This window comes from Halobiforma lacisalsi AJ5 (assembly GCF_000226975.2).
GTDB lineage: Archaea > Halobacteriota > Halobacteria > Halobacteriales > Natrialbaceae > Natronobacterium > Natronobacterium lacisalsi.
In genome coordinates this window covers 4,060,548-4,080,041 of sequence record NZ_CP019285.1, presented here as the reverse complement: position 1 = coordinate 4,080,041, position 19,494 = coordinate 4,060,548, and the positions used below count along the sequence as shown (strand labels likewise).

Annotated in this window: 22 protein-coding genes; 10 read left to right on the top strand and 12 right to left on the bottom strand. The window is 67.5% G+C overall.

What is annotated here, in order from left to right:
• Positions 1–26 precede the first annotated feature (26 nt).
• On the top strand, positions 27–2,528 hold the full coding sequence (locus CHINAEXTREME_RS19880) for a DUF7527 domain-containing protein (protein ID WP_007140479.1): 2,502 nt from the start codon (positions 27–29) through the stop codon (positions 2,526–2,528).
• A gap of 256 nt (positions 2,529–2,784) precedes the next feature.
• Here the strand turns inward: CHINAEXTREME_RS19880 and CHINAEXTREME_RS19875 are convergent, their stop codons facing one another.
• Positions 2,785–3,090 carry a hypothetical protein gene (locus CHINAEXTREME_RS19875; RefSeq protein WP_007140480.1) on the bottom strand — a complete coding sequence of 102 codons (306 nt, stop codon included), beginning with the start codon at positions 3,088–3,090 and terminating at the stop codon, positions 2,785–2,787.
• Between the two features lie 369 nt (positions 3,091–3,459).
• On the opposite strand from CHINAEXTREME_RS19875, the gene CHINAEXTREME_RS19870 reads away from it, so the two are divergent.
• From CHINAEXTREME_RS19870 to CHINAEXTREME_RS19860, 3 genes are all read left to right on the top strand, one after another.
• Positions 3,460–4,839 (top strand): adenylosuccinate synthase, encoded by a 1,380-nt coding sequence (locus tag CHINAEXTREME_RS19870; protein WP_007140481.1) that lies wholly within the window; start codon positions 3,460–3,462, stop codon positions 4,837–4,839.
• 129 nt (positions 4,840–4,968) lie between these two features.
• On the top strand, positions 4,969–5,181 hold the full coding sequence (locus CHINAEXTREME_RS19865) for a methytransferase partner Trm112 (protein ID WP_007140482.1): 213 nt from the start codon (positions 4,969–4,971) through the stop codon (positions 5,179–5,181).
• A gap of 67 nt (positions 5,182–5,248) precedes the next feature.
• Positions 5,249–5,896: a DUF7524 family protein gene (locus tag CHINAEXTREME_RS19860; protein ID WP_007140483.1), complete on the top strand. Its 648-nt coding sequence runs from the start codon at positions 5,249–5,251 to the stop codon at positions 5,894–5,896.
• A 45-nt stretch (positions 5,897–5,941) separates the two neighbouring features.
• Here CHINAEXTREME_RS19860 and CHINAEXTREME_RS19855 read toward each other — a convergent pair whose 3' ends face one another.
• From CHINAEXTREME_RS19855 to CHINAEXTREME_RS19845, 3 genes are read right to left on the bottom strand one after another with little or no spacing between them, the layout of a single operon-like run.
• Positions 5,942–7,126 carry a DR2241 family protein gene (locus tag CHINAEXTREME_RS19855; RefSeq protein WP_007140484.1) on the bottom strand — a complete coding sequence of 395 codons (1,185 nt, stop codon included), beginning with the start codon at positions 7,124–7,126 and terminating at the stop codon, positions 5,942–5,944.
• Positions 7,123–8,097 carry a CbiX/SirB N-terminal domain-containing protein gene (locus CHINAEXTREME_RS19850; protein ID WP_007140485.1) on the bottom strand — a complete coding sequence of 325 codons (975 nt, stop codon included), beginning with the start codon at positions 8,095–8,097 and terminating at the stop codon, positions 7,123–7,125. Before CHINAEXTREME_RS19850 ends, CHINAEXTREME_RS19855 begins: the two co-directional genes overlap by 4 nt.
• Positions 8,098–8,149: 52 nt before the next feature.
• Entirely contained in the window at positions 8,150–8,500 is a 351-nt protein-coding gene (locus CHINAEXTREME_RS19845) for a BsuPI-related putative proteinase inhibitor (RefSeq protein ID WP_007140486.1), read from the bottom strand.
• A 100-nt stretch (positions 8,501–8,600) separates the two neighbouring features.
• Between CHINAEXTREME_RS19845 and CHINAEXTREME_RS19840 the strand changes: the two genes are divergently transcribed.
• Positions 8,601–9,449, top strand: coding sequence for a DUF2797 domain-containing protein (locus tag CHINAEXTREME_RS19840; RefSeq protein WP_007140487.1), 849 nt, complete (start codon positions 8,601–8,603; stop codon positions 9,447–9,449).
• Positions 9,450–9,495: 46 nt separating this feature from the next.
• Here the strand turns inward: CHINAEXTREME_RS19840 and CHINAEXTREME_RS19835 are convergent, their stop codons facing one another.
• The 4 genes from CHINAEXTREME_RS19835 to CHINAEXTREME_RS19820 all read right to left on the bottom strand — a co-directional run bounded on the left by CHINAEXTREME_RS19835 (position 9,496) and on the right by CHINAEXTREME_RS19820 (position 10,464).
• Positions 9,496–9,765: a KEOPS complex subunit Pcc1 gene (locus CHINAEXTREME_RS19835; protein ID WP_007140488.1), complete on the bottom strand. Its 270-nt coding sequence runs from the start codon at positions 9,763–9,765 to the stop codon at positions 9,496–9,498.
• Positions 9,766–9,772: 7 nt separating this feature from the next.
• On the bottom strand, positions 9,773–9,907 hold the full coding sequence (locus CHINAEXTREME_RS19830; RefSeq protein ID WP_006181151.1) for a DNA-directed RNA polymerase subunit P: 135 nt from the start codon (positions 9,905–9,907) through the stop codon (positions 9,773–9,775).
• A 24-nt stretch (positions 9,908–9,931) separates the two neighbouring features.
• A complete protein-coding gene (locus CHINAEXTREME_RS19825) occupies positions 9,932–10,195 on the bottom strand; it encodes an eL43 family ribosomal protein (protein WP_007140489.1) in 264 nt (87 codons plus the stop codon).
• A 71-nt stretch (positions 10,196–10,266) separates the two neighbouring features.
• Complete coding sequence (locus CHINAEXTREME_RS19820; RefSeq protein WP_007140490.1) at positions 10,267–10,464, bottom strand: hypothetical protein; 198 nt, start codon at positions 10,462–10,464, stop codon at positions 10,267–10,269.
• Positions 10,465–10,677: 213 nt separating this feature from the next.
• Here CHINAEXTREME_RS19820 and CHINAEXTREME_RS19815 point away from each other — a divergent pair, with 213 nt between their 5' ends.
• Positions 10,678–12,945 (top strand): COG1361 family protein, encoded by a 2,268-nt coding sequence (locus CHINAEXTREME_RS19815; RefSeq protein ID WP_238593326.1) that lies wholly within the window; start codon positions 10,678–10,680, stop codon positions 12,943–12,945.
• Between the two features lie 85 nt (positions 12,946–13,030).
• Here the strand turns inward: CHINAEXTREME_RS19815 and CHINAEXTREME_RS19810 are convergent, their stop codons facing one another.
• Both CHINAEXTREME_RS19810 and surE read right to left on the bottom strand, forming a co-directional pair.
• Positions 13,031–13,759, bottom strand: a complete 729-nt coding sequence (locus tag CHINAEXTREME_RS19810) for a DUF2103 domain-containing protein (RefSeq protein WP_007140492.1) — start codon at positions 13,757–13,759, stop codon at positions 13,031–13,033.
• A 57-nt stretch (positions 13,760–13,816) separates the two neighbouring features.
• Positions 13,817–14,800 (bottom strand): 5'/3'-nucleotidase SurE, encoded by a 984-nt coding sequence (surE, locus tag CHINAEXTREME_RS19805; protein ID WP_007140493.1) that lies wholly within the window; start codon positions 14,798–14,800, stop codon positions 13,817–13,819.
• 134 nt (positions 14,801–14,934) lie between these two features.
• Here surE and CHINAEXTREME_RS19800 point away from each other — a divergent pair, with 134 nt between their 5' ends.
• The 3 genes from CHINAEXTREME_RS19800 to CHINAEXTREME_RS19795 are packed head-to-tail and all read left to right on the top strand — an operon-like array spanning position 14,935 to position 16,987.
• A complete protein-coding gene (locus CHINAEXTREME_RS19800) occupies positions 14,935–15,336 on the top strand; it encodes an FxLYD domain-containing protein (RefSeq protein ID WP_007140494.1) in 402 nt (133 codons plus the stop codon).
• Positions 15,337–15,338: 2 nt separating this feature from the next.
• On the top strand, positions 15,339–15,482 hold the full coding sequence (locus tag CHINAEXTREME_RS21605) for a hypothetical protein (protein ID WP_156875550.1): 144 nt from the start codon (positions 15,339–15,341) through the stop codon (positions 15,480–15,482).
• Positions 15,479–16,987, top strand: a complete 1,509-nt coding sequence (locus tag CHINAEXTREME_RS19795) for a flippase (RefSeq protein WP_007140495.1) — start codon at positions 15,479–15,481, stop codon at positions 16,985–16,987. Before CHINAEXTREME_RS21605 ends, CHINAEXTREME_RS19795 begins: the two co-directional genes overlap by 4 nt.
• Before the next feature lie 48 nt (positions 16,988–17,035).
• On the opposite strand, the gene CHINAEXTREME_RS19790 is transcribed toward CHINAEXTREME_RS19795, so the two are convergent.
• Together CHINAEXTREME_RS19790 and CHINAEXTREME_RS19785 are read right to left on the bottom strand one after the other, a co-directional pair.
• Positions 17,036–17,512 carry a hypothetical protein gene (locus CHINAEXTREME_RS19790; RefSeq protein ID WP_007140496.1) on the bottom strand — a complete coding sequence of 159 codons (477 nt, stop codon included), beginning with the start codon at positions 17,510–17,512 and terminating at the stop codon, positions 17,036–17,038.
• Positions 17,513–17,557: 45 nt separating this feature from the next.
• Positions 17,558–19,030: an MATE family efflux transporter gene (locus CHINAEXTREME_RS19785; RefSeq protein ID WP_238593400.1), complete on the bottom strand. Its 1,473-nt coding sequence runs from the start codon at positions 19,028–19,030 to the stop codon at positions 17,558–17,560.
• 299 nt (positions 19,031–19,329) lie between these two features.
• Between CHINAEXTREME_RS19785 and CHINAEXTREME_RS21600 the strand changes: the two genes are divergently transcribed.
• On the top strand, positions 19,330–19,473 hold the full coding sequence (locus CHINAEXTREME_RS21600) for a hypothetical protein (RefSeq protein WP_156875549.1): 144 nt from the start codon (positions 19,330–19,332) through the stop codon (positions 19,471–19,473).
• The last annotated feature ends 21 nt before the right edge of the window (positions 19,474–19,494 follow it).

Below are 19,494 nucleotides of genomic sequence, written 5' to 3'. Positions count from 1 at the left end.
TTGGTGGGGTTACCGCTTGTTAAATTATGGACCCACGCACGCAAGAACGCGTCGAGCAGTGGGATTCTCGCCCGTTCAGCGGCGGTTACGATGGTCTCTCCGATCTCGCCGCCGACGACTTCTCGGGGGCGGTTACCGCGGCGGGCACCTGGCTCTTTCTGCTCAACGGCCGTATCGTCGGCGTGTTCGACGGCGACATCGAGGACTTCCGGAACGCGTCCGGCACGCTCTATCAGGCACCGCATCCGTCGCTGCCGCTGCTGTGTACGATGGAAGAACGCGGCGGCGACACGCGGGCCAAGTACTACACCAACGACACGCCCCTGAAAGAGGTCGATAGCACCCTCCAGGACGGGTCGTTCACCGGGTACATCGAACTGAGCGAGAACGTTCTCAGCGGCGACTACTACGCGGTTTACTACGGCGGTCGCCGGATGGCCGCCGCCTACATCGGCAACGCCGAACGGCTCGTCACGGGCGAGGAGGCGTTCGAACGCGCGGCCGACGAGGTCGGCATCTACGAGGTGACCGACGTCGACATCGAGGTGACCGACGTTCCAGGCGAGGAGGAACCCGACGAGGGAACGGCGGGATCCGGAACGGAATCGACCGCGACGGAACCGGACGCCGGCCGGACCCAGTCCGAACCCGGAACCGACCCCACGGAGTCCGCGATCGAGCAGATCGACGTCTCGAGCGGCGACCCGAGCGGGGCCGACGTCGATCCCGGAGCCGGCATCGAGGCGGGAGCCGACGAGTCCAGCACGTTCGACGTCACGCTCGAGGAGTCCGACACCTCCGAGACGGACGCGAGCACGGATCCGTCCGGGATCACGACTGACGATGCCGACGATCTCGAGGGTGGGTCCCGCGGTATCACCGACGGCGAGTCGTCGGGTGACTCCGCGGTCGAGGACGACACCGCCATTCCCGCCCCGCCCGCCGATACCGACGCCGACGCGTCGATCGAGGAAGCCGAGCCGTCCACGCCCGAGCAGGCAACGGAGTCGACACCCGACTCGAGTTCCGAGCCCGCGAGCGCGTCGACTTCAACCTCGACCGGCTCCCCCGACCCCGAAGCGGTCGAAGCCGCAGCCGAACAGCTCGATCAGAGCGGGATTTCCTGGACTGCCGAGGACGAGGAAGACGCGGAGCCAGAACCGGAACCGCCCGCCACACCCGACCGGACCGGCGACGAGCAGACGGAGGACGACCTCGAGGAACGGTTCGAGGAGGAAGAACAGTGGCGCGAGACCAGGAGCATTCCGTCGATCGATCCGGAGAAGACCACAGACGAGTCGGGAGCCTCGAGCGCCGCGTCGGGAGCCGCCTCGAACGCGAGTGCCGGCGCTGGCGCTGGCGCAGGTGCGGCCGCGGGCGGGAACTCGCCGTCGGCCCGCAACGCTGGCTCCGGTTCCGGTTCCGGTTCCGGTTCCAGTTCCAGTTCCGGAGCAGGAGCAGGATCAGGGTCGGCATCCCCATCCAGCACACCTCGCGACCCAACCGACCCCCAGGCCGGGTCCCGTAACACCGAGAGTAGACGGCGATCCGGGACGACCGCCGACGGGAAAAGCGAACGCGTCAATCAGTTGGCCCAGCGCGTCGAGGAACTCGAGCAGCGCCGCGACGCAGTCGAGTCGAAGGCCAAGGAACTGGCTGCCGAACGGGACAAGCTCCGCGAGGAAAACGAGGAACTGTCGGCACAGGTCGACCGCCTCCAGTCCCGCATCGACGAACTGGAGACCGAACTCGAGCGGGCACGCGATGGCGGCATGCAAGAGGCCGGAACCGAGTCCTTCGCGACCGACCTCGCCCCATCACGGGCGCTCTCCGGCACGAACCTCTTCGTCCGGTACGATTCGAAGAGCCAGCCGACCCTCGAGACGGCCCACGACGGCCAGGCCGACCGGGGCGACGTCGCGACGAACCTGCGGCTCGAGCACCATACGGAGTTCGACGCCAGCGAGGTCGCGGTCGACGGCCAGTCCTACGAGGAGTTTCTCACCTCGTCGATGGCCTACCGGTTCGTCGAGTGGCTCACGGAGCGGGCGCTCTACGAGATCCGCGATACGGGCCACGCCAACGGGCTCGCCGACCTCTACGACGCAATCCCGCGGATCGACCGCGCGGAACTGGACGCCACTATCTCGCTCGAGGACGACGACACCGAGGACGTTCCCGATCGAGTGACGTTCGACGTCGTCGCGTTCGACAAACGGGGGAACCCGCTCGTGGCCGCGACGCTCAACGACTCCCGCGACCCGGTGACCGAGTCCGCGCTCGCCGAACTGGAGGAAGCGGCCTCGGCGGTCAAGGCCAACTACCCCGACCTCGCGGCCGCCATCGCCGTTACCTCGAGTTACTTCGAACCGGGGGCGCTCGAGGTCACGGAACAGGCGACCAGCAGCGGATTCCTCAGCCGCGGCTCGAAGCTGAGTTACGTCAACCTCTCGCGCAAGCAGGGGTACCACCTCTGTCTGGTAGAGTCCCGGTCGGAAGGGTTCCACATGAACGTCCCCGAACTGTAAGGGGGATCACGGTCCACGATTTCGGGTCGTGTTCGAGTCGAGACGCTCTCGAGACGCGTCAGGTAGGTGCCGAGTCGACAGCGGATCCTGTGACTGTCCAGTTACGTTACGATTGCCCTCGCCAGTCGGAACTGGTGTGGGATCGCGTATTCGACGAAGGAGAACAGAAAAACGGTCAGTCGATACCCCACGTCGGCGTCGCTCCGGGCGATCGGTGGAGGTGGATATCGACTGCGAGTCGGTCCGATAGTCGGCGTTAGTTTTCGACTTCGGGGACGTCCTCGATCTTCATTCCGTCGAGTTTGTCGATGATGTCGTCGAGTTTGCCGTCGAGTTCGTCGACGAATTCGGCGGTGCGCTCGGTTTTGATCGCACCCTGGCTGGAGGGCTCGATGAGGTTTTCTTCTTCGAGGACGCGGAGGGAGTAGCGAACCTTGTGGTGGGGGTAGCCGGTCTCGTTCGACATTTTGACGATCCCGATCGGCTCGTTCTCGATGACCATCTTCAGGACCTGCAGATGCCGTTCTAGCATATCGACTTCCTTCTCAAGTCTATCTATCATGGCATTTGTTAACTTGTCTTTGTACCCTTTAAAGGTTACTCTCGCAGAAACAGGTCGACCACTCTCAACCCGAAGATAGTTCTTGCGAGTAGTTAACGCTTCGGGTTGCGGAGGCCGGTCCGACGCCGATTTTGAGGAGTTTCGAGTTGAGAGACGGGAGACTGCGATCCGAATCCGAGAAACGTGTCGGAGGTCGGCCGCTCGACCGGTGACGACGGCTGTCAAGCGGGACTGCTGCGTGTCACTCGAGGGGAGGGACCCAGCGGATAAAGAGGATTCGATCCCGGACGGCGTCGGGATCTCCGACGCGGGCAGGGTGCCGCCAATACCGTAATCTGTTTATCGGCCCGGCAAGAATCCGCCGCTGTTATGACCGTCACAATCGTCGGGTCGCAACTCGGCGACGAAGGCAAGGGTGGCGTCGTCGACCTGTACGGCGACGCTGCCGACGTCGTCGCCCGGTATCAGGGCGGCGACAACGCTGGACACACCGTCGTCCACGACGGCGAGACGTACAAGCTATCGCTCGTTCCCTCGGGGGCCGTTCGCGGCAAGATCGGCGTGCTCGGCAACGGCTGCGTGATCAACCCGCGAACCCTCTTCGACGAGATCTCTACGCTCCAGGAGAAGGGCCTCGATCCGGACGTTCGAGTCGCGGAACGGGCCCACGTCATCCTGCCGTTCCACCGCGTGCTCGACGGCATCGAGGAAGACGTCAAAAGCGAGTCCGACCAGGAGGTCGGCACCACCGGCCGCGGTATCGGCCCGACCTACGAGGACAAGGCCGGCCGCCGCGGGGTCCGGATCGGCGACCTGCTCGACCCCGACGTGCTCCGGGAGCGCCTCGAGTACGTCGTCCCCCAGAAGCGGGCGCTCGTCGAGGACGTCTACGACATCGCCGTCGAGGACCTCGATGATCCCGACGCGTTCGACGTCGACGCGCTCTTCGAGGAGTTCCGCGAGTTCGGCCAGCGCCTCGAGGAGGAAGAGATGACCGTCAACGCCAGTACGTTCCTCACGGACGCGATGGCCGACGGGCAGACCGTCATGTTCGAGGGCGCGCAGGGGACCATCATCGACATCGACCACGGCAACTACCCCTACGTCACGTCCTCGAACCCGACCGCGGGCGGCGCGGCCGTCGGAACGGGACTCAGCCCCGGTGTCATCGCCGACGGTGAAGTCATCGGAATCGTCAAGGCCTACCTCACTCGCGTCGGCAGCGGTCCGCTCCCGACCGAACTCGGCGGCGTCGTTGGCGACACGCCGGGCTACGACGAACAGGGCGACGGCGAAAACGAGGAACTGGCGACGTACATCCGCGAGGAGGGCGGCGAGTACGGCACCGTCACGGGCCGTCCCCGCCGCGTCGGCTGGCTCGACATGCCGATGCTTCGTCACTCCGCCCGCGTGAACGGCTTTACCGGGCTCGCCGTCAACCACATCGACGTCCTTGCGGGGCTCGACGAGGTGAAGGTCGGCCACAGCTACGACCACGAGGGCGAGGAAATCTTCACGATACCCTCGACCACCGAGCAGTGGGGCGAGTGCGAGGCCAACTTCCGCAGCTTCGACGGCTGGCCCGAGGTCGACTGGGAGGCAGTCGCCGAGGACGGGTACGACGCGATTCCGGAGAACGCCCGGACCTACCTCGAGTACCTCGCCGACGAACTCGACACGCCGATCTACGCGGTCGGGGTCGGCCCCGGTCGCGAGGAGACGGTCGTCGTCGAGGACCCCTACGAGTAACGCCCGCCTTCCCGTGGCATCCGGATCGGGACGGTTCGGATCGTCGGCCGACCGATCCGGCCCGATCGACGGACCGCGGTACCGTCGCATTCCCGAAACCTTTTGCTGGAGGCGGCCACCCTTCGTACTATGAAGGAGTCGTTGCTTGAGATCCTCCGCTGTCCGCTCGATAAACACGAACTCGAACTCGAGGACGCCGAGTACGCCGACGACGAGGACGCAGACGAAGACGAGGTCGTCTCCGGCACGCTCGTCTGTACGGAGTGTGGCGAGCGGTACCCGATCGAGGACGGCATTCCGAACCTGCTGCCGCCGGACATGCGCGAAGAAACGCCCGCGTAGTCGGCCGGCCGCAGCCAGTCCAGTATCGCGCCGACACCGAACGCGGAACCGATATCACCGACCCACCGTGTCGACCAACGAGATCACCGTCCACGTCAACCGGGGCCGGAGCGACTCGCTCGAGGTCGAAGCCACCGGCGACGACACGGCGACCGACACCGAGCCCGCGTCCGCAGCCGCGTCTCCCGACCCCACCCTCGAGTTCGAGGGGGCACGGTCGGGAACGCTGATTCTCCGGGGGCACGAAACCCCCGCGCACGTCCACTGTCGACTCGACGGAGATCTCGCTCGCGTCGCCCCGATCGACCAACCGAACTACTACGTCGAACCGGGCGACGTCACGACGGTTCCGATCGCCCTCCAGCCCGACATCGATCTCGAGGGGCCGATCGAGGGTCGCCTGGAGGTGCTGACCGGCTACGGATCGGAGTCGGTAGCGATCGACGTGATCGTGCGACCCGGCCCCCCCGAGATCGACGTCGACGAGACGCTCGCGGAGCCCTCGAAGACGGAGCCCGATCCGTCGCTCGTCGAGCGCCTAGCTGCCGGGAGCGGGATCGACCCCGGCACGATCGCGGTCGGCGCGCTCGGCCTCGTCGCGGTCGCTATCGCCACGATGACCGCGATGACGATCGGCGGGCTGGCAGCGACGATCGGGCTGGCCGTGGTCGTCGCCGGCGTTCTCGTGGCCGGGTTCCTTCTGCTCTCGGGATAAGTCGTCCCGTTCGAAACGCGGAATGATCGTAGTCGCTGAGTCGCGCTAGTCTCCCTTCGGGCCGGAGGACGAGGTATCCGCTAACTCGAGTCCGTCCTCGTCGAACCGTTTCGCCCGGAGGTACCGCGCCCGGTAGCGGTTCGCGCCGTCCGCGACGTCGGCCTCCCGGATCTCGTCGGTTCGACCCTCCGCGACCGCGTCGATCAGGGCCTCGAGTTGCCGGGCCTCGCTCGGCGTCAACTCGAGTTCGTACGTGCGTTCGGGTTCCCGCTCGAGGTCGGTCCACGTCCGCGCCGCGGCGACGACGAGCGAGCAGGGTTCCCGACAGGGGAACGGGCCGTCGCCGCCGTCGACGGCGAGTTCGTCCTCGGGCGCGTACTCCCACTCGCGGCGCTTGAGACACTGGGAGTCGACGCAGCAGGCTTCGGCCATCCACTCGACGGCCTCCCGCGGGAGGTCGGCGACGTCGGCGTACATGCCGGTCTGTCTGTCGGCCGTCTCCCGCCAGTGGTCGACGTCGAGGTCGCCGCGCAGTTCGCGGTGCCAGTTGGCGATCGTCGCCGGGTAGACGGTATCGACCGTCTCGACGAGTTCTGCGCCGGAGAGGCCGACGAAGGCCCATCCGGAGACGAGCGTCGGCGCGGTCTTCAGCGGCCGGTACCGTCCGTCGTCGTCCTCGGTCGCGATCCGACGGGCGTCCCGTGGCCCGTCCTGGATCTCGAGGTCGGCGAGGTCGCGGTCGGCGTCCGCGCGGTGGGTAAGGTCGTAGACGCGCTCGCCGGGCGCGGTTTCGGGGTCGTCGGTCAACCGCACCGTGATCCGCAACTGCCCCCACTCGCGGTCGATCCCGTCCTCGAGCGCGGCGTATCGCTCCGGGACCGGCAGCGGCTCGCGGTCGTCCTGGGGAGTGGTTTCCGTCTCGGCCGCCGCGAGGGGCGCGCGCTCGCACCAGCGCAGGAAGGCCCGGCGAGCGGTCCCCTCGCCGTCGACGTCCTGCCAGTAGCGCCAGTTGGTGAGGTAGGCCGTCACGGGCGGCTCGGCGTCGGCGAGGTCCGCCGGAGAGACGCCCCCTCGTTGCGTCTTTGGCGTGACGAGATCGTACGTTTCAGCGGTCGCAGGCTCGAGTCGTAGCCCGTCGAAGTCGACACCATTGGGGTCGATTCGGGCGAGTAGCGACTCGAGGGCGCCGGGATCGAGCGTCGCCTCGAACCGCGGCTCGGACGCGGTCATGCATCCTCACCTCCGGCCTCGAGCGTCCGTTCTTTCCCCGACTCCGACTCCGGCTCCGGCTCTGGCTCTGACTCCGGGGGCGTACCGGCGCCCTCCGCGGTCGGGTCCGAGTCCGCATCCGGGTCCGGATCCACCGCCGCGTCGATATCGACGTCGACGTCGGCCCCGGCGTCGATCGCCCGCTCGAGGAGCACGTCGGCCAGCAACCCCTCGGTGCCGACCGCGCCCGCGTACCAGATCCGGTGGCCGTCGACGTCGACCGGGACGTCCCAGCCGCGCCGGTAGTCGTCGGTCAGGCCCACGTCCTCAGGGATGTCCTCCCGGGTGTGATAGCCGTCTGCGACGAACAGCGGTACGAGGACGACGTCCCGGCTCTCGAAGTAGTCGGTGACGTCGTCGACTTCGGGCTCCTCGTCCATGAACAGCGCCCGGACCTCGTCGAACCGCTCCCGGTCGCGAACGCGGTCCGCGTGGTACTCGATCGCCTTCGCCGAGTTCTCGTTTCGCTCGGTGCCGTGGCCGACGACCGCGAGGCCGAATCCCTCGCCGACCCCGGGGTCGCCCGTCACCGACTCCGCCCGTCGAACGATCACGTCGGTCATCGCATCGTGGGTCCCGACCGGACCGCAGTAGTGAACCGTCTTCTCGACGTCTTCCGCCTCGAGCGTCGCATGGGTTGCGCTCGTCCCGTCGGAATCCCACAGGTCGGGGTCCCACCCCTCGAGCCGGAGCTCGCGGGGGATCACCCGCTCGGTGAAGTACCCCTCGCTGATAAACAGCGGGACGACGAAGACCTCGTCCGACTCGAGGGTGCGAAGCACCTCGCGGAAGTGTGGCTCTTCCTTCCAGAACGCTTCCCGGACCTCGTCGAACCGCTCCCGGTCGCGGACGGCGTCCGCGTGGGTGTACGCGGGATCGGAAGCGTCCGGATTGAGGTGCGACCCGTGGGCCGCGACGACCAGCGCTTGCATACGGGCGGGTTGGGACGGCGGCCGCTTATAGGCCCTGCCGAATATCGTTTCCTCACTCCGGGACCGTAAAGTCGGTCCGGGCCTCGCAACTCGTTTCCCGTGCCCGCAGTTCCGCGACGGCGGTGTAGTCTCCCGGGATGGGGTCGGGCCACTCGGCCCCGTAGGTGGCCGTCTCGTCGGGTGCGAGCCGCTCGGAACTGATCATCTGTGTGAACGCGCGGCCGTCCGTGTACCGCCAGACCTCGCGCCCCTCGTCCTCGACGACGAACTCGGCCTTGGCTGCGTCGGCGAACTGGAGTTCTTCGGGGGTCGATCCCGCGTTCGTCACCGTGAACTCGAACGCGACGGTGTCGTCGACGCCGTCGGTCGATACGTCCGCCTCGAGCGTGCCCTCGAGTGTCATAGCTGTTCGCCCCTTCGAGGGTACGGTGGATAGTTCTTCCTCCGGCCGGCGTCGAACGGTATATCCGTTCCGACCCCCAACCCGGGAACGAGACGTACACGTGCAACTGGTCGGATACGAGCCGAGCGGCCGGGGGTCGGCGCTGTTGGTCGCCGGCGAGGTCGGCGACGGAAACACCGACGGCAACGCGACGCCCGTCGACCGGCGCGAACTGGCCGCCGGCGATCGCCTCTCGTACTCGCTGGGTACTCGTCGCTGTGCCGGGACGATCGACGACGGCGACCACGTCGCCTGCGATCGCCCGAGCGCGCCCTACTGCGAGTACCACACGGACACCTGGATCTGTGCCCGCTGTACCGGCACCTGCCTGAAAGCGGAGATGGACTGCTACGAGGACCACGCGGTCTATCTCGCGGCATTCGCCCCGGAGACGTTCAAAGTGGGCGTCACCCGCGAGTGGCGACTCGAGACGCGGCTCCGCGAACAGGGGGCCGACCGGGCGGCCCACCTCTATACGGTCTCGAACGGCCGGATCGCCCGCGAGATCGAGGCCGAAATCGCACGCCTGCTCACCGACAGGGTCCGGACCGGGCCGAAGGTCGCCGCGCTCGCGAACGAGGTCGACGTGGACGCCTGGGAGTCGACGCTCGCGGAGTTAGCGGGGTTCGTCGCCGACGCCGAAATCGACTTCGAGTTCGATCCCGCCGCCGAGGACCTCGAGCGCGGCGTCCACGAGAAGTTCGCGTTCGACTACGGGATCGACCTCGAGACCCGTCCCGTCCGGGAGACGATCGCGAGCGGAACCGTCGTCGGCGTCAAGGGCCGGCTGCTCGTCCTCGAGAACGGCGGGACGACCTACGCGGTCGACATGCGCGATCTGGTCGGCTACGAACTCGAGGACGGGGAGACGGACCGGGAGCTCCAGTCGTCGCTGGGGTCGTTCGGCTGACGGCCGCCTCCTGCGCGAGTCAGCGTGTTTCGACGAGACGACGCGTTCAGTCCCGCTCCGAAACGACCGCGTCCCCGACCTCGGCCGTCCGCTCCGCGACGTCGACAAGCGAAAACCAGGTGTTCAACGCCGCACGAAGGGCGACGACGTCCTCGGCGTCGATCTCGAGGACGATCGTCGCGCCGGTCCGATCGATAGTCGTCCGCGAGCGCTCGTCGTCGATCTCGCCGATCTCGCGAGCGACGCTGTCGGCGACGAGGCGCGCACGGGACGTCGAGTCGTAGTCGAACTCGAGCGTCGCGCCGTGAGAAGACACCGTTGCGTTACTGGACGTCGACTTCCTTGACGTCGCGGCTGCGTTCTTTCAGGAGTACGCGGTGTCCGCAGTACGGACAGCGGACGCCGCCGTACTCGTCGAGCTGGACGTCGCGTTTACAGCGGGAGCACTTGTAGCTCATGCGAATACTGATTCGTATCGCTCGTTATTCGTCGTCCTCGGCCAGTGCGGCGCGGATCGAGCGCTGGACGGTACGGCCGGCGGGGGTCTCCGGACGGTACGCGCCGCCGGTGAAGACCTCGCCGGTCTCCTCGTTCTTCCAGATGCCGGTCCCGACGCGAGTGACGTCGTCGCCGTCGAGCTGGGCGTTCTCCATGTCGTCTTCGATCTCGCTGACCCGACGTCGGGCGACGCGACCGTAGCGTGCGCCGAAGCGGCCCGCACTGCCGACGTTTCCTTTGTCGCTCATAGTAGGGGTAGCTATCCCCAGCGGATTATTAAACCTGTTGAGTCGTATCGGCCCGACGGGGAACGCGGCGGTCACGCCGACCGGCCGACCGGGCCGACGAGCAACTCCCGGAAGACGAGCGCGAGCGCGGCCAGGTAGCCGGCCGGGGCCAGCGGGGCGGCGAGCAACCCGGTAGCGACGCCGGTCGTCGCGATCAGCGATCGGAGGGCGAGTCCGCTGAGGGCGAGCAACGGGATCGCAGCCAGGACGGCGTCCGGTCGCTCGAGCATGACTAATTACATCTCATTACGGACGCGCGGATAAGCCCGGGACAACCAGCAGAGGGTGTCACTTCCAGAAACTCGTGACCGCCACGGCCGGCGACGGATCCACCCGCGTCGGCCTGAGCCGGGGTTTCGTTGTCCGCATCGATTAGTGACAACGAATGACAATCACTCGCGTGCGTGACACCGTATTATGACTCGAGCCGTGGTATGCAGACTATGCGGCGCCGGAGATATCTCGCTACTGGGGGGAGTCTGGTGGCGACACTGGCGGACGGGAGGGAAGCGATCGAACGCGAGCGTTCGGTACGAGACGTCCGTACCGACGACCACGACGACGGGGACGGGGACGGGGACGGAAGCGACGTCGAAGTACGCATTCTCGAGACGAACGCCCCGGTTCGTGGCGGTTCGCTGCTGGAGGCGGCGGTCGAGGTCGAGAACGTCGGACCGACGCGGGCCAGACCGGGGATCGAGTTCTCGTACGAGGGCGAGTACCGGTGGACGATCCGGACGACGGTCGAGGCGGGCGAAAGCAAGACGATCGATCCCATCCGGTTTCGAACCTACCCCGTCGAGTCGGACGACGAAGTGACGGTAGGGGCCGCAGTCGAGAACGGCGGCGACGCCGACGAGCGGACGGCCGTCGTGCTCGCGGTCGATCCCTTACACCCCGATCGGACCCGCCCGGACCGGCATCTCTCGGTACGGCCGGAGACGTCGCTCCTGTTCGAGGTCCTGGACGTCGAGCGGTACGGCGGCCGATCGCAGTGGTTCGTCGACCGCGAGCACGCGGGCGCGTCGATGGGGCCCTGGTACGGCGCGTACTACGAGCGGGAAGGGGCCGACTTCTGGCGGACGTCGTTCGAGTCGCCGGGGACACACGAGGTCGCCGTTGCCGTCCTCGAGGACGAAGACGAGATCCGCCGGGCGACGTGGTCGGTCGAGGTGGCCGAAACCGGGGTCGAACCCCCGTCGATCGAGGCGATCCGCCCCGACGAGGAGTCGCTCGAGGTGAGCCGCGGCGAACCGACCGAACTGCAACTCGACGTGGCCCACCCGGACGGGCTGCTCGATCGGGTCGTCTGGTGGCTCGGCCACGCTGACGTCGTCCTCGACGTCACTCCAGTGAGCGGAACGACGGATACGGCAACGTACGAACTCGAGAGTTCCTGTCACCGCTGTCCGATCATCGTCTGGGTCGTCGCCGAGAACGGGAGCGTCGCGTCCGCGAGCCCCTGGGTGATCGACGGGGTCGACGACGCCCCCGACGCGGAACTCGGCGTGACGATCACGGAGACGAACGACCCCGTCGACGCGGGGGAGGTCCTCGAGGTGAGCGCACGGGTCGAGAACCGGACGGACGGGGCGATCACCCGGGACGCCGAGTTGATCGTCGGCCACGATCCGACGCTGGTCGACCGGGCATCGGTAACCGTCGGCGGCGGCGAAACCGAGACCGTCGACCTCGAGTTCGAAACGGCGGTGGTCAGGCGAACCCAGACGTTCCCCGCACGGGTCGAAATCGGGGAGGCCGCCGACGAACGGACGGTCGAGGTGATCGGTACCGGGGACGTCGGGCCGTCGGTGACGATCACCGGGACCAACTCCCCGGTCCGGACGGGCGAGGTCCTCGAGGTGACCGCCGAACTCGAGAACCCCCACTCGTCGACGTTGACGCGCGAGGTACAGCTGGTCGTCGGCCACGACCCTGAGGTCGTCGAGACGAGAACGGTGACGCTCGAGCCGGGCGCGACCGAGACGGTGATCCTCGAGTTCGAGACGGCCCTCGTCGAGCACGACCAGGAGTTCCCGGTTCGGGTCGAGACGGAGGGAGACGCCGACGAAGTCCCCGTCTTCGTGTACGTCGAGGCGCCCCCGATGCTGGTGCGCATCCTCGACACGAACGATCCCGTCGCCACGGGCGACGTCCTCGAGGTGACCGCCGAGGTCGAGAACGTCGCCCGGTCGACGGCGACGCGGGACGTCGATCTCGTCGTCGGTCACGATCCGACGCTCGTCGACACCGAGACGGTGACCGTCGGCGGCGGCGAGACGCGGACGGTGGTCCTCGAGTTCGAGACGGCACTCGTCCGACGAACCCAGACGTTCCCCGCTCGGGTCGAGAGCGGCGACGACGCGGCCGTCCGGGACGTCGAGGTGATCGGCACCGAGGACCTCGAGGTCGACGTGACGATTACGGGGAGCAACGATCCCGTGGACGCGGGCGAGTGGCTCTCGGTGACGGCAGTCGTCGAGAACGCGAGCGACGTCGCGGTCACCGGGGAGTTCGAGTTCGTCGTCGGCCACGATCCGACGGTCGAAGACGGCGCGACGGTTCGGCTCGGTCCGGGCGGGACGACGACCCTCGAGATGGGGTTCCGGACGGCGATCGTGGAAAACGACCAGACGTTCCCTGTCCGGGTCGAGAGCGCGCTCGCGAGCGACGAACGGACGGTCGAAGTCCGGGGCACCGACGGCGCGTAGCCGTCGATCGAGTCCCTCGGACACGGAGGCCCAGACGGCTCGAGCGGAGTACGGTCCGTCCGGAGACCGAACGGAACGGCCGACGCTACTGGAAGTCCGCCTCCGACAGCACGTCGTTGAGGTCCTCCCGGATCCGTTCGCCCATCTCCCGATCTCGAGCCGTCGTCACGACCCGGTTCTCCTGAACGCTCGAGCCGTCCCGCAAGAGCATGCGAACGTTACCGCCGTCGTCGGCCCGGGTGACCTTCGCGCGCAGGCCGGACTGGGAGCCCTTGCCGCCGGCGTCGATCGGGCCGGGGATCACCTTCTTGACGTGGGGGTGGCCCGCGACGGCCTGGATCGCCTGCATCCCCGTCCGGCCGCCGATCAGCGTCGAGTGGCTGCCGCCGATCTTCTCCGTCGGCGGGGTGTCGACCACGTCGAGCGCCCGGTTCCCCCGCCGATCGCGGACCGCCTGGACAGGCTCTTCGTCGTCGACGCGATAGAATGGGTGGTGAACCTCCTCGCGGACGGCGCGGATCACCGCCCGGTCACCGCCGGCGTAGACCTCTTCGGGGCGTTTCCGCCGGATCTCGTCGCCGATCAGCCCCGCGAAGTTCCGGAGTTCGACGACCTCGTTGTCGCCCTCCTCGGGCATCGTCGTGATCGTCGTCTTCCCCAGCACCGGCTCCTCGCAGTCCTCGTCCGCGAGCATCGTCAGCGTCGCCCGGTCGCGCGCCGCCTCGAGGACCACCGCTTCCGTGTTGGTTTCCCGGCAGACCAGACAGAAGTCCCCGGGTTTCTCGAGCGGCGACGCGCAGTGGCGACACTCCATACCGGCGGTTGCCGTCGGACGTGTAAAACCGACGCGTTTTCCTCCGGGGTCGACCGGTCAAAGCGCCACGGCGTCCTCGAGGAGCCGCCGGACCGGCTCCGAGTCGACGAGTTCGTACGGCGCGACCAGCGGCGAAATCGCCAGTTCGTCCCCGAGGAGGGCGTGACGGTCGGTGTCCGGTGGGTCCGGGATGTCCCGGTTGGCCATCTGCTGCCAGAGGCGGTTCGTCAGCCGGAAGCGACCGTCCTCCATCGTCGCGTCCATCTCGTAGACCTCCGTCGGGCGCACGATCGAGACGCCGTCGATGGGGCGGTCCGGCCGGGGGACGTTGACGTTGAGGTAGTCGACGCGGTCGAAGAGGCCGGTTCCGGGCGCGCTCTCGACGATCGAGGCGGTGACCGCCGCCGCGCGCTCGAAGTCGACGGGCTCGAGATCACCGTCGGACTCGAGGTTGTCGCCCGCCCGCTCGTAGCCGAGGGTGTCCATCGAGACGGCGATCGAGGGAACGCCGAGGAACGCGGCCTCCATCGCCGCGCTGACGGTGCCCGACCGGGAGAGAACGTACGCGCCGAGGTTGGCACCCGCGTTACAGCCCGAGACCACGATATCGGGGTTCGGCTCGATGGCGTTGACGCCGACGATGGCGCAGTCACAGGGGGTGCCGTCGACCGCGTAGCCGAGTTCGTGGTCGACGTGGGGGACCGGAGAGGTAAACGAGTCCGCGGGGATGTCGACGGCGAATCCGCCGTCCCTCGAGGCGGTCGCGGCTGCGTCGGCGTTCGTGTCGCGGGAGTTCGATGGGGAGTCCGCGTCCACATCCGTGTTCGCGTTCCCGTCCGCGTTCCAGTCCCTGTCCTCGTCCCTTTCCCCGTCGTCGCTCGTCCGGCCGTAGGTCAGCGCCCGGCCGACCGCGCTTCGGTTCCGGTCCGGGGCCACGACCGTCACCGAACCGACCTCCGAGAGCGCGTCGTACAGCGCCCGAATGCCGGGCGCGTCGATCCCGTCGTCGTTGGTCAACAGAATCTCCGGCGATGAATCCATGTGCCGTCCCTTGGGTGGCCGGATGGATATGCGTATCCGTCCCGGACACCGGGCCCCGATCGGACCCGAGACGTGCCCCGGGCCTTCGTTTCCCTCCCGAACGCTCAAGACTCGTCCCCGCCAATACGGGATCGATGCACCGTCGTGCGTTCCTCCCGCTCGCGCTCGGCCCGCTGGCGGCCGGGGTCGGCGCCGGGTGCCTCGAGTACCTCGACGACGACGGCGAGGAGATCACCGACCCGGGCGACGTCGAGATCGTCTGGCACGACCTCGTCCGGGACGATCCCGGGACCGAAGACGAACGTGTCGCCGTCTGGGGGATCGTCAGGAACGTCGGCGACCGGACGCTGACCTACATCGAGATCCGGGCGACGTTCTTCGGGCCGGACGACGAGGAACTCGAGAGCGTTATCGAGAACGTCGACGGGGACGTCAGTTCGGGTGAAGAGTGGGCGGTCGAGGTCGAATTCCCCCACTTCGGGGAGCGGGCCGCCGAGGTCGAACGATACGAACTGGAACCGGCGACGGGCGTGTGAGCGTGGGATACAAGCAAGCGGGGGAAGCCGGGACACCCGCCTGGACGGAGGCCGTTCCGGTTCCGGTCGCGGCCGCGGTTCGCTCCCGGCTTCGCTCCCGCACCGGACTCGAGGCCGAACCGGACGAAGACAGGCGAACCCCATGACCGATCACGACGAAGGTGTCTCGACGCTGGCGAAACAGGGAAGCATCACGTTCGTCGGGAACGTGGTCAATGGGATCCTCGGCTTCGGGATCGTCATGCTGATGACCCGGTTCGTCAGCCCCTCGGTCTACGGCCTGTTCGTCCTCGCGACCTCGGTTATCCTCTTCATGCAGGTGTTCGCCAACCTCGGGCTCCCCCTGGCAATCGACTACTTCGTCCCCCAGTACCTCGCCGACGAAGAACGGGGGAAGGCCAAGGGGGTGATCGTCCAGGTCACCGCGACGGTACTCGTGACCTCGTCGCTGGTGGCGTTCGCACTGGCGGCGAGCGCGGGGTTCGTCGGCGACTTCTTCCGGGAGCCGTCGATGGAGGTCGCGCTGTTGCTCCTGTCGGTGACGATCCCGATGCTGGCGATCTACAACGTCCTCCTGACCTCCTACTACAGCATCAAGAAGCTACAGTACCGGGTCATCATGCGGGACCTCGTTCGCCCGATCGTCCGGTTTAGCATCACGGCGGGCCTCCTGCTGATCGGCTACGGGCTGCTCGGACTCATCGTCGGCTACGTCGTCGGCCTCTTCGTCGCGATCTCGATCGGCGCGGCGGTCTTCACCTACAAGGCCTGGGATCTCCTGACCGCCGACCTCGAGCTGGTCGCCCCGAAACCCCTCGTCACCTACTCCGTGCCGCTGGCGATGACGAGCGTCGTCTTCGTCCTGATGGGCCACGTCGACTACTTCGTGCTGGGCTTTTACCTCTCGTCGGACGACGTCGGCATCTACCGGGTCGGCTACATGCTCGGGTCGGGGCTGATGATCATTTTCAACTCGCTGTCGCCGGTGTTCAAGCCGCTGATCGCCGAGACCCGCGAGGACGTCGAACTCGTCCAGGCGCGGTTCCGGACGATGGCCAGGTGGATCGCCGGGATCACGCTGCCGATCGCGATCGTCGTCTCGCTGGGAGCCAGTTCGTACCTCTCGGTGCTGTATACCCCCCAGTACGCCGAAGCCAGCGCCGTCGTCGCGTTGCTCGCCGCTGCCTTCCTCTTCAACGTCACCTTCGGCGGCCCGGACGGCTCCTTGCTGCAGGGGATGGGCTACTCGCGGATGGTCTTTGCGAACACGCTCGTCCTCTTCGGCGCGAACTTCCTCGTCTCGCTGGCGCTGGTGCCGATCGTCGGCATCGAAGGGGCCGCGATCGGTTCGGCGACCGCGCTCTTTCTCGTCGGGGCGCTCACCCTGATCGAGATCTACTACCTCGACGGGATCCACCCCTTCACCCGGGAGTTCGGCAAGATCGTCGCGGCGGGCGTCCCCGCGGCGATCGCCGGCACACCGGTCGTCTACCTCCTCGAGTCGGACCTCCTCGTCGTCGTCGCGCTCCCGGCCGTCGTCATCGGCACCTACCTGCTCACGCTGCTCGCGAGCGACGCGTTCACCGAGGAGGACGCCCGGATGCTCGGGGAGTTCAGCCCGCGACTCGAGAAGTGGTTGCCGGTGGGCTAGTACCGTTCCAGGCGTCGACCGTATGGTCGGGCGTGGACTGCCACTGGATCAGCCGTCGGCCGAACAGCCGAACGACCGCCAGATGCTCAGATACGATTCGAGGTCGTCCCGCACGGGGTCGCCGACCCGGATCATCAGCTCGACGCACTCGTGATCGTACTCCCGGAAGTCGACCGTCTTCCGCTCTTCCCGCGTTTGATCGTCCCGTCGTGCGTGGAGGACGTACCCGCCGGCTTCGGCCGGTATTCCCTCGAAAACCGCTTCGCCCGGATTTCCCGTCTCCGAATCGGCTGCGGGGACCTCGAGCGACCGCTCGTAGACCGATTCGTCGTCCTCGACCATCCTCGCGTGGACGACGTGGCGCTCGTCGTCGAAGTTGACGACGGTCAGCCCCGCTAGCCGGGTGTCGACCGCCGCCGTCTCTGTGGCTCGGTCGAGGCACCCACCGAGCACGAGCGGGACGGTCGTACTCGTCGCGAGTATTCGTCGGCGCGTACAGTGGGGGGAGAAGCGGGAGGACGACATACGAACGCAGTACAGAGAACGGACGGATAGGCTTTCCCGTCACGTTCAGTCGTCGACCGACTCCCGCTCGCCGTCGGCGGGGACGTCCGGCCGGCCCGTCGACTCCCCGTCGGGCGGTTCCCCGGCGTCCGCATCCTCGTCGATGACCCCCTCGCGCCAGGTGCCGAGCCGGAACCACGCGACGGCGACGACGAACGAGGCGATCATCCCGAACGAGTAGGCCCACCAGATCCCTTCGATGCCGAGGTCGATCCCCGGGACGGTCGGGACCGTTACGCCCAGCACTGGAATCGTCACGGCGGTAAAACCCAGCGCGAGCGCCACGGGAACCCGGAAGATCCACCTCGAGAGGAAGGAAAGCACCATCGCTTCGCGGGTGTTGCCGGCCCCGCGGAACGCCCCCTGGATGACCATCACGCCGGCGAACAGCGCCCAGAACGGCCCGATGATTCGCAGGAAGACGACGCCCTCTGCGATCACGTCGGGATCGGCGACGAAGACGCGCATCGCCTGTGCCGGGAAGGCGACGAGCACGGCCGCGACCGCGAAGATCAGTACCATCGTCCCCGCGGTCGCAGTCCTGGCGACGGCGGCGGCGCGGTCCGGCGTCTTCGCGCCGAGGTTCTGTCCGACGCCGGTCGCCGCGGCGTTGCCGACCGCGCCGGCGACGGCCCACGTGACCGACATGTACCGGACCCCGATCCCATAGGCCGCGGTCGGGGCCGCCCCGAAACGGGCGACGAAGCCGGCCATCGCGACCGCCGCGAAGCTCCTGGCCCAGCCGTCGATCGTCGACGGGTAGCCGACGTCGATCAACTTCCGCTGGATGCCGAGATCCGGCGCGAGGTCCCGCGGCCGGAGTCTGACACCGAACCGTCCGTCAAGCAGGATGTAGATCCCCACCACGGCCGCGACCGCCCGCGAGATGAACGTCGCGACCGCCGCCCCGCGGGTCCCCATCGCGGGGAACGGCCCCCAGCCGAGGATGAAGAAGGGGTCGATGACGACGTTGATCCCGGCCGAAACGAAGACGAGCCACATCGCCGTCTTCGTGTCTCCGGCACCCTGGAGCGAGGCCCGGAAGGCGAAGAAGAGGAAGGTCAGCGGCAAAGCGAGGAAGATCACTTCGATGTAGGCCAGCGCCTCGAGGAACACCTGATCGCGGGCCCCGATCAGCCACAGCAGCGGGCGCCGGAAGTAAAGGCCCGCGAGCGCGAGCGCGCTCGAGACGGCCAGCGCGAGCAGGATCGTCTGTGCGACGACCCTGTCGGCCATCCGGTCGTCGTCGGCCCCGACGTACTGGGAGACCAGCGCGATGGTGGCGGCGGTGATCCCCATCGCCGTCGAGACGAACATCCACGAGAGGGGGAACATCAGCGAGACGGCGGCGACGGCGTCGCTCCCCACCCGGCCGACCCAGAACATGTCCGCCAGGTTGTAGACCGTCTGGAGGAGGTTCCCCAGGACCAGCGGCCAGGCCAGGTGGAGGAGTTTCGGGGGGATCGCCCCGGTCGTCATGTCGACCCGCTTGCGCTCGGGTTCCGCTCCCACGTCGGGATCGGTGGCCGAGTCCGGGTCGCTCGGCGTCTCGTTTTCTCCCACGACGGTTCATGGCTCGCCCGGGCGGCTAAAAAGGGCTCGCCTCCCGTAGTCGGTTGCCGGATTCGATTCCCGGCCGGCGGTCCGAAGCCGCCCGTCTTTGGGGGTTTCGACATTGATGCGGCCGGGGCCTGATACGGTTTACTGGCGGTCAGTTCCGGCGCAACCGCTGTCCGGGTCACGGTTGTGCCGTTACATCGGTACAGCGATCCGTATGAGTGGCCACAACGTCGAACACACTCGAGGCCGACGAGTTCGCCGCGCTCACGACCGTCGGCGAACGACAGCCGGTCACGTTCGAGTGCGACGCGGACGGCGACCCGAACCGGTTCGTCGACCGCTGGCAACTGCACCGACAGTAGTGGCTGAATCAGTGAAGTCCT

What these genes read in the sequence shown, in the direction of transcription:
- CHINAEXTREME_RS19880 (WP_007140479.1), top strand. Translation starts at nt 27, where the DNA reads ATGGACCCACGCACGCAAGAACGCGTCGAGCAGTGGGATTCTCGCCCG.
- CHINAEXTREME_RS19875 (WP_007140480.1), bottom strand. Translation starts at nt 3,090, where the DNA reads ATGATAGATAGACTTGAGAAGGAAGTCGATATGCTAGAACGGCATCTG.
- CHINAEXTREME_RS19870 (WP_007140481.1), top strand. Translation starts at nt 3,460, where the DNA reads ATGACCGTCACAATCGTCGGGTCGCAACTCGGCGACGAAGGCAAGGGT.
- CHINAEXTREME_RS19865 (WP_007140482.1), top strand. Translation starts at nt 4,969, where the DNA reads ATGAAGGAGTCGTTGCTTGAGATCCTCCGCTGTCCGCTCGATAAACAC.
- CHINAEXTREME_RS19855 (WP_007140484.1), bottom strand. Translation starts at nt 7,126, where the DNA reads ATGACCGCGTCCGAGCCGCGGTTCGAGGCGACGCTCGATCCCGGCGCC.
- CHINAEXTREME_RS19850 (WP_007140485.1), bottom strand. Translation starts at nt 8,097, where the DNA reads ATGCAAGCGCTGGTCGTCGCGGCCCACGGGTCGCACCTCAATCCGGAC.
- CHINAEXTREME_RS19845 (WP_007140486.1), bottom strand. Translation starts at nt 8,500, where the DNA reads ATGACACTCGAGGGCACGCTCGAGGCGGACGTATCGACCGACGGCGTC.
- CHINAEXTREME_RS19830 (WP_006181151.1), bottom strand. Translation starts at nt 9,907, where the DNA reads ATGAGCTACAAGTGCTCCCGCTGTAAACGCGACGTCCAGCTCGACGAG.
- CHINAEXTREME_RS19825 (WP_007140489.1), bottom strand. Translation starts at nt 10,195, where the DNA reads ATGAGCGACAAAGGAAACGTCGGCAGTGCGGGCCGCTTCGGCGCACGC.
- CHINAEXTREME_RS19820 (WP_007140490.1), bottom strand. Translation starts at nt 10,464, where the DNA reads ATGCTCGAGCGACCGGACGCCGTCCTGGCTGCGATCCCGTTGCTCGCC.
- CHINAEXTREME_RS19815 (WP_238593326.1), top strand. Translation starts at nt 10,678, where the DNA reads ATGCGGCGCCGGAGATATCTCGCTACTGGGGGGAGTCTGGTGGCGACA.
- CHINAEXTREME_RS19810 (WP_007140492.1), bottom strand. Translation starts at nt 13,759, where the DNA reads ATGGAGTGTCGCCACTGCGCGTCGCCGCTCGAGAAACCCGGGGACTTC.
- surE (WP_007140493.1), bottom strand. Translation starts at nt 14,800, where the DNA reads ATGGATTCATCGCCGGAGATTCTGTTGACCAACGACGACGGGATCGAC.
- CHINAEXTREME_RS19800 (WP_007140494.1), top strand. Translation starts at nt 14,935, where the DNA reads ATGCACCGTCGTGCGTTCCTCCCGCTCGCGCTCGGCCCGCTGGCGGCC.
- CHINAEXTREME_RS19795 (WP_007140495.1), top strand. Translation starts at nt 15,479, where the DNA reads ATGACCGATCACGACGAAGGTGTCTCGACGCTGGCGAAACAGGGAAGC.
- CHINAEXTREME_RS19790 (WP_007140496.1), bottom strand. Translation starts at nt 17,512, where the DNA reads ATGTCGTCCTCCCGCTTCTCCCCCCACTGTACGCGCCGACGAATACTC.
- CHINAEXTREME_RS19785 (WP_238593400.1), bottom strand. Translation starts at nt 19,030, where the DNA reads ATGACGACCGGGGCGATCCCCCCGAAACTCCTCCACCTGGCCTGGCCG.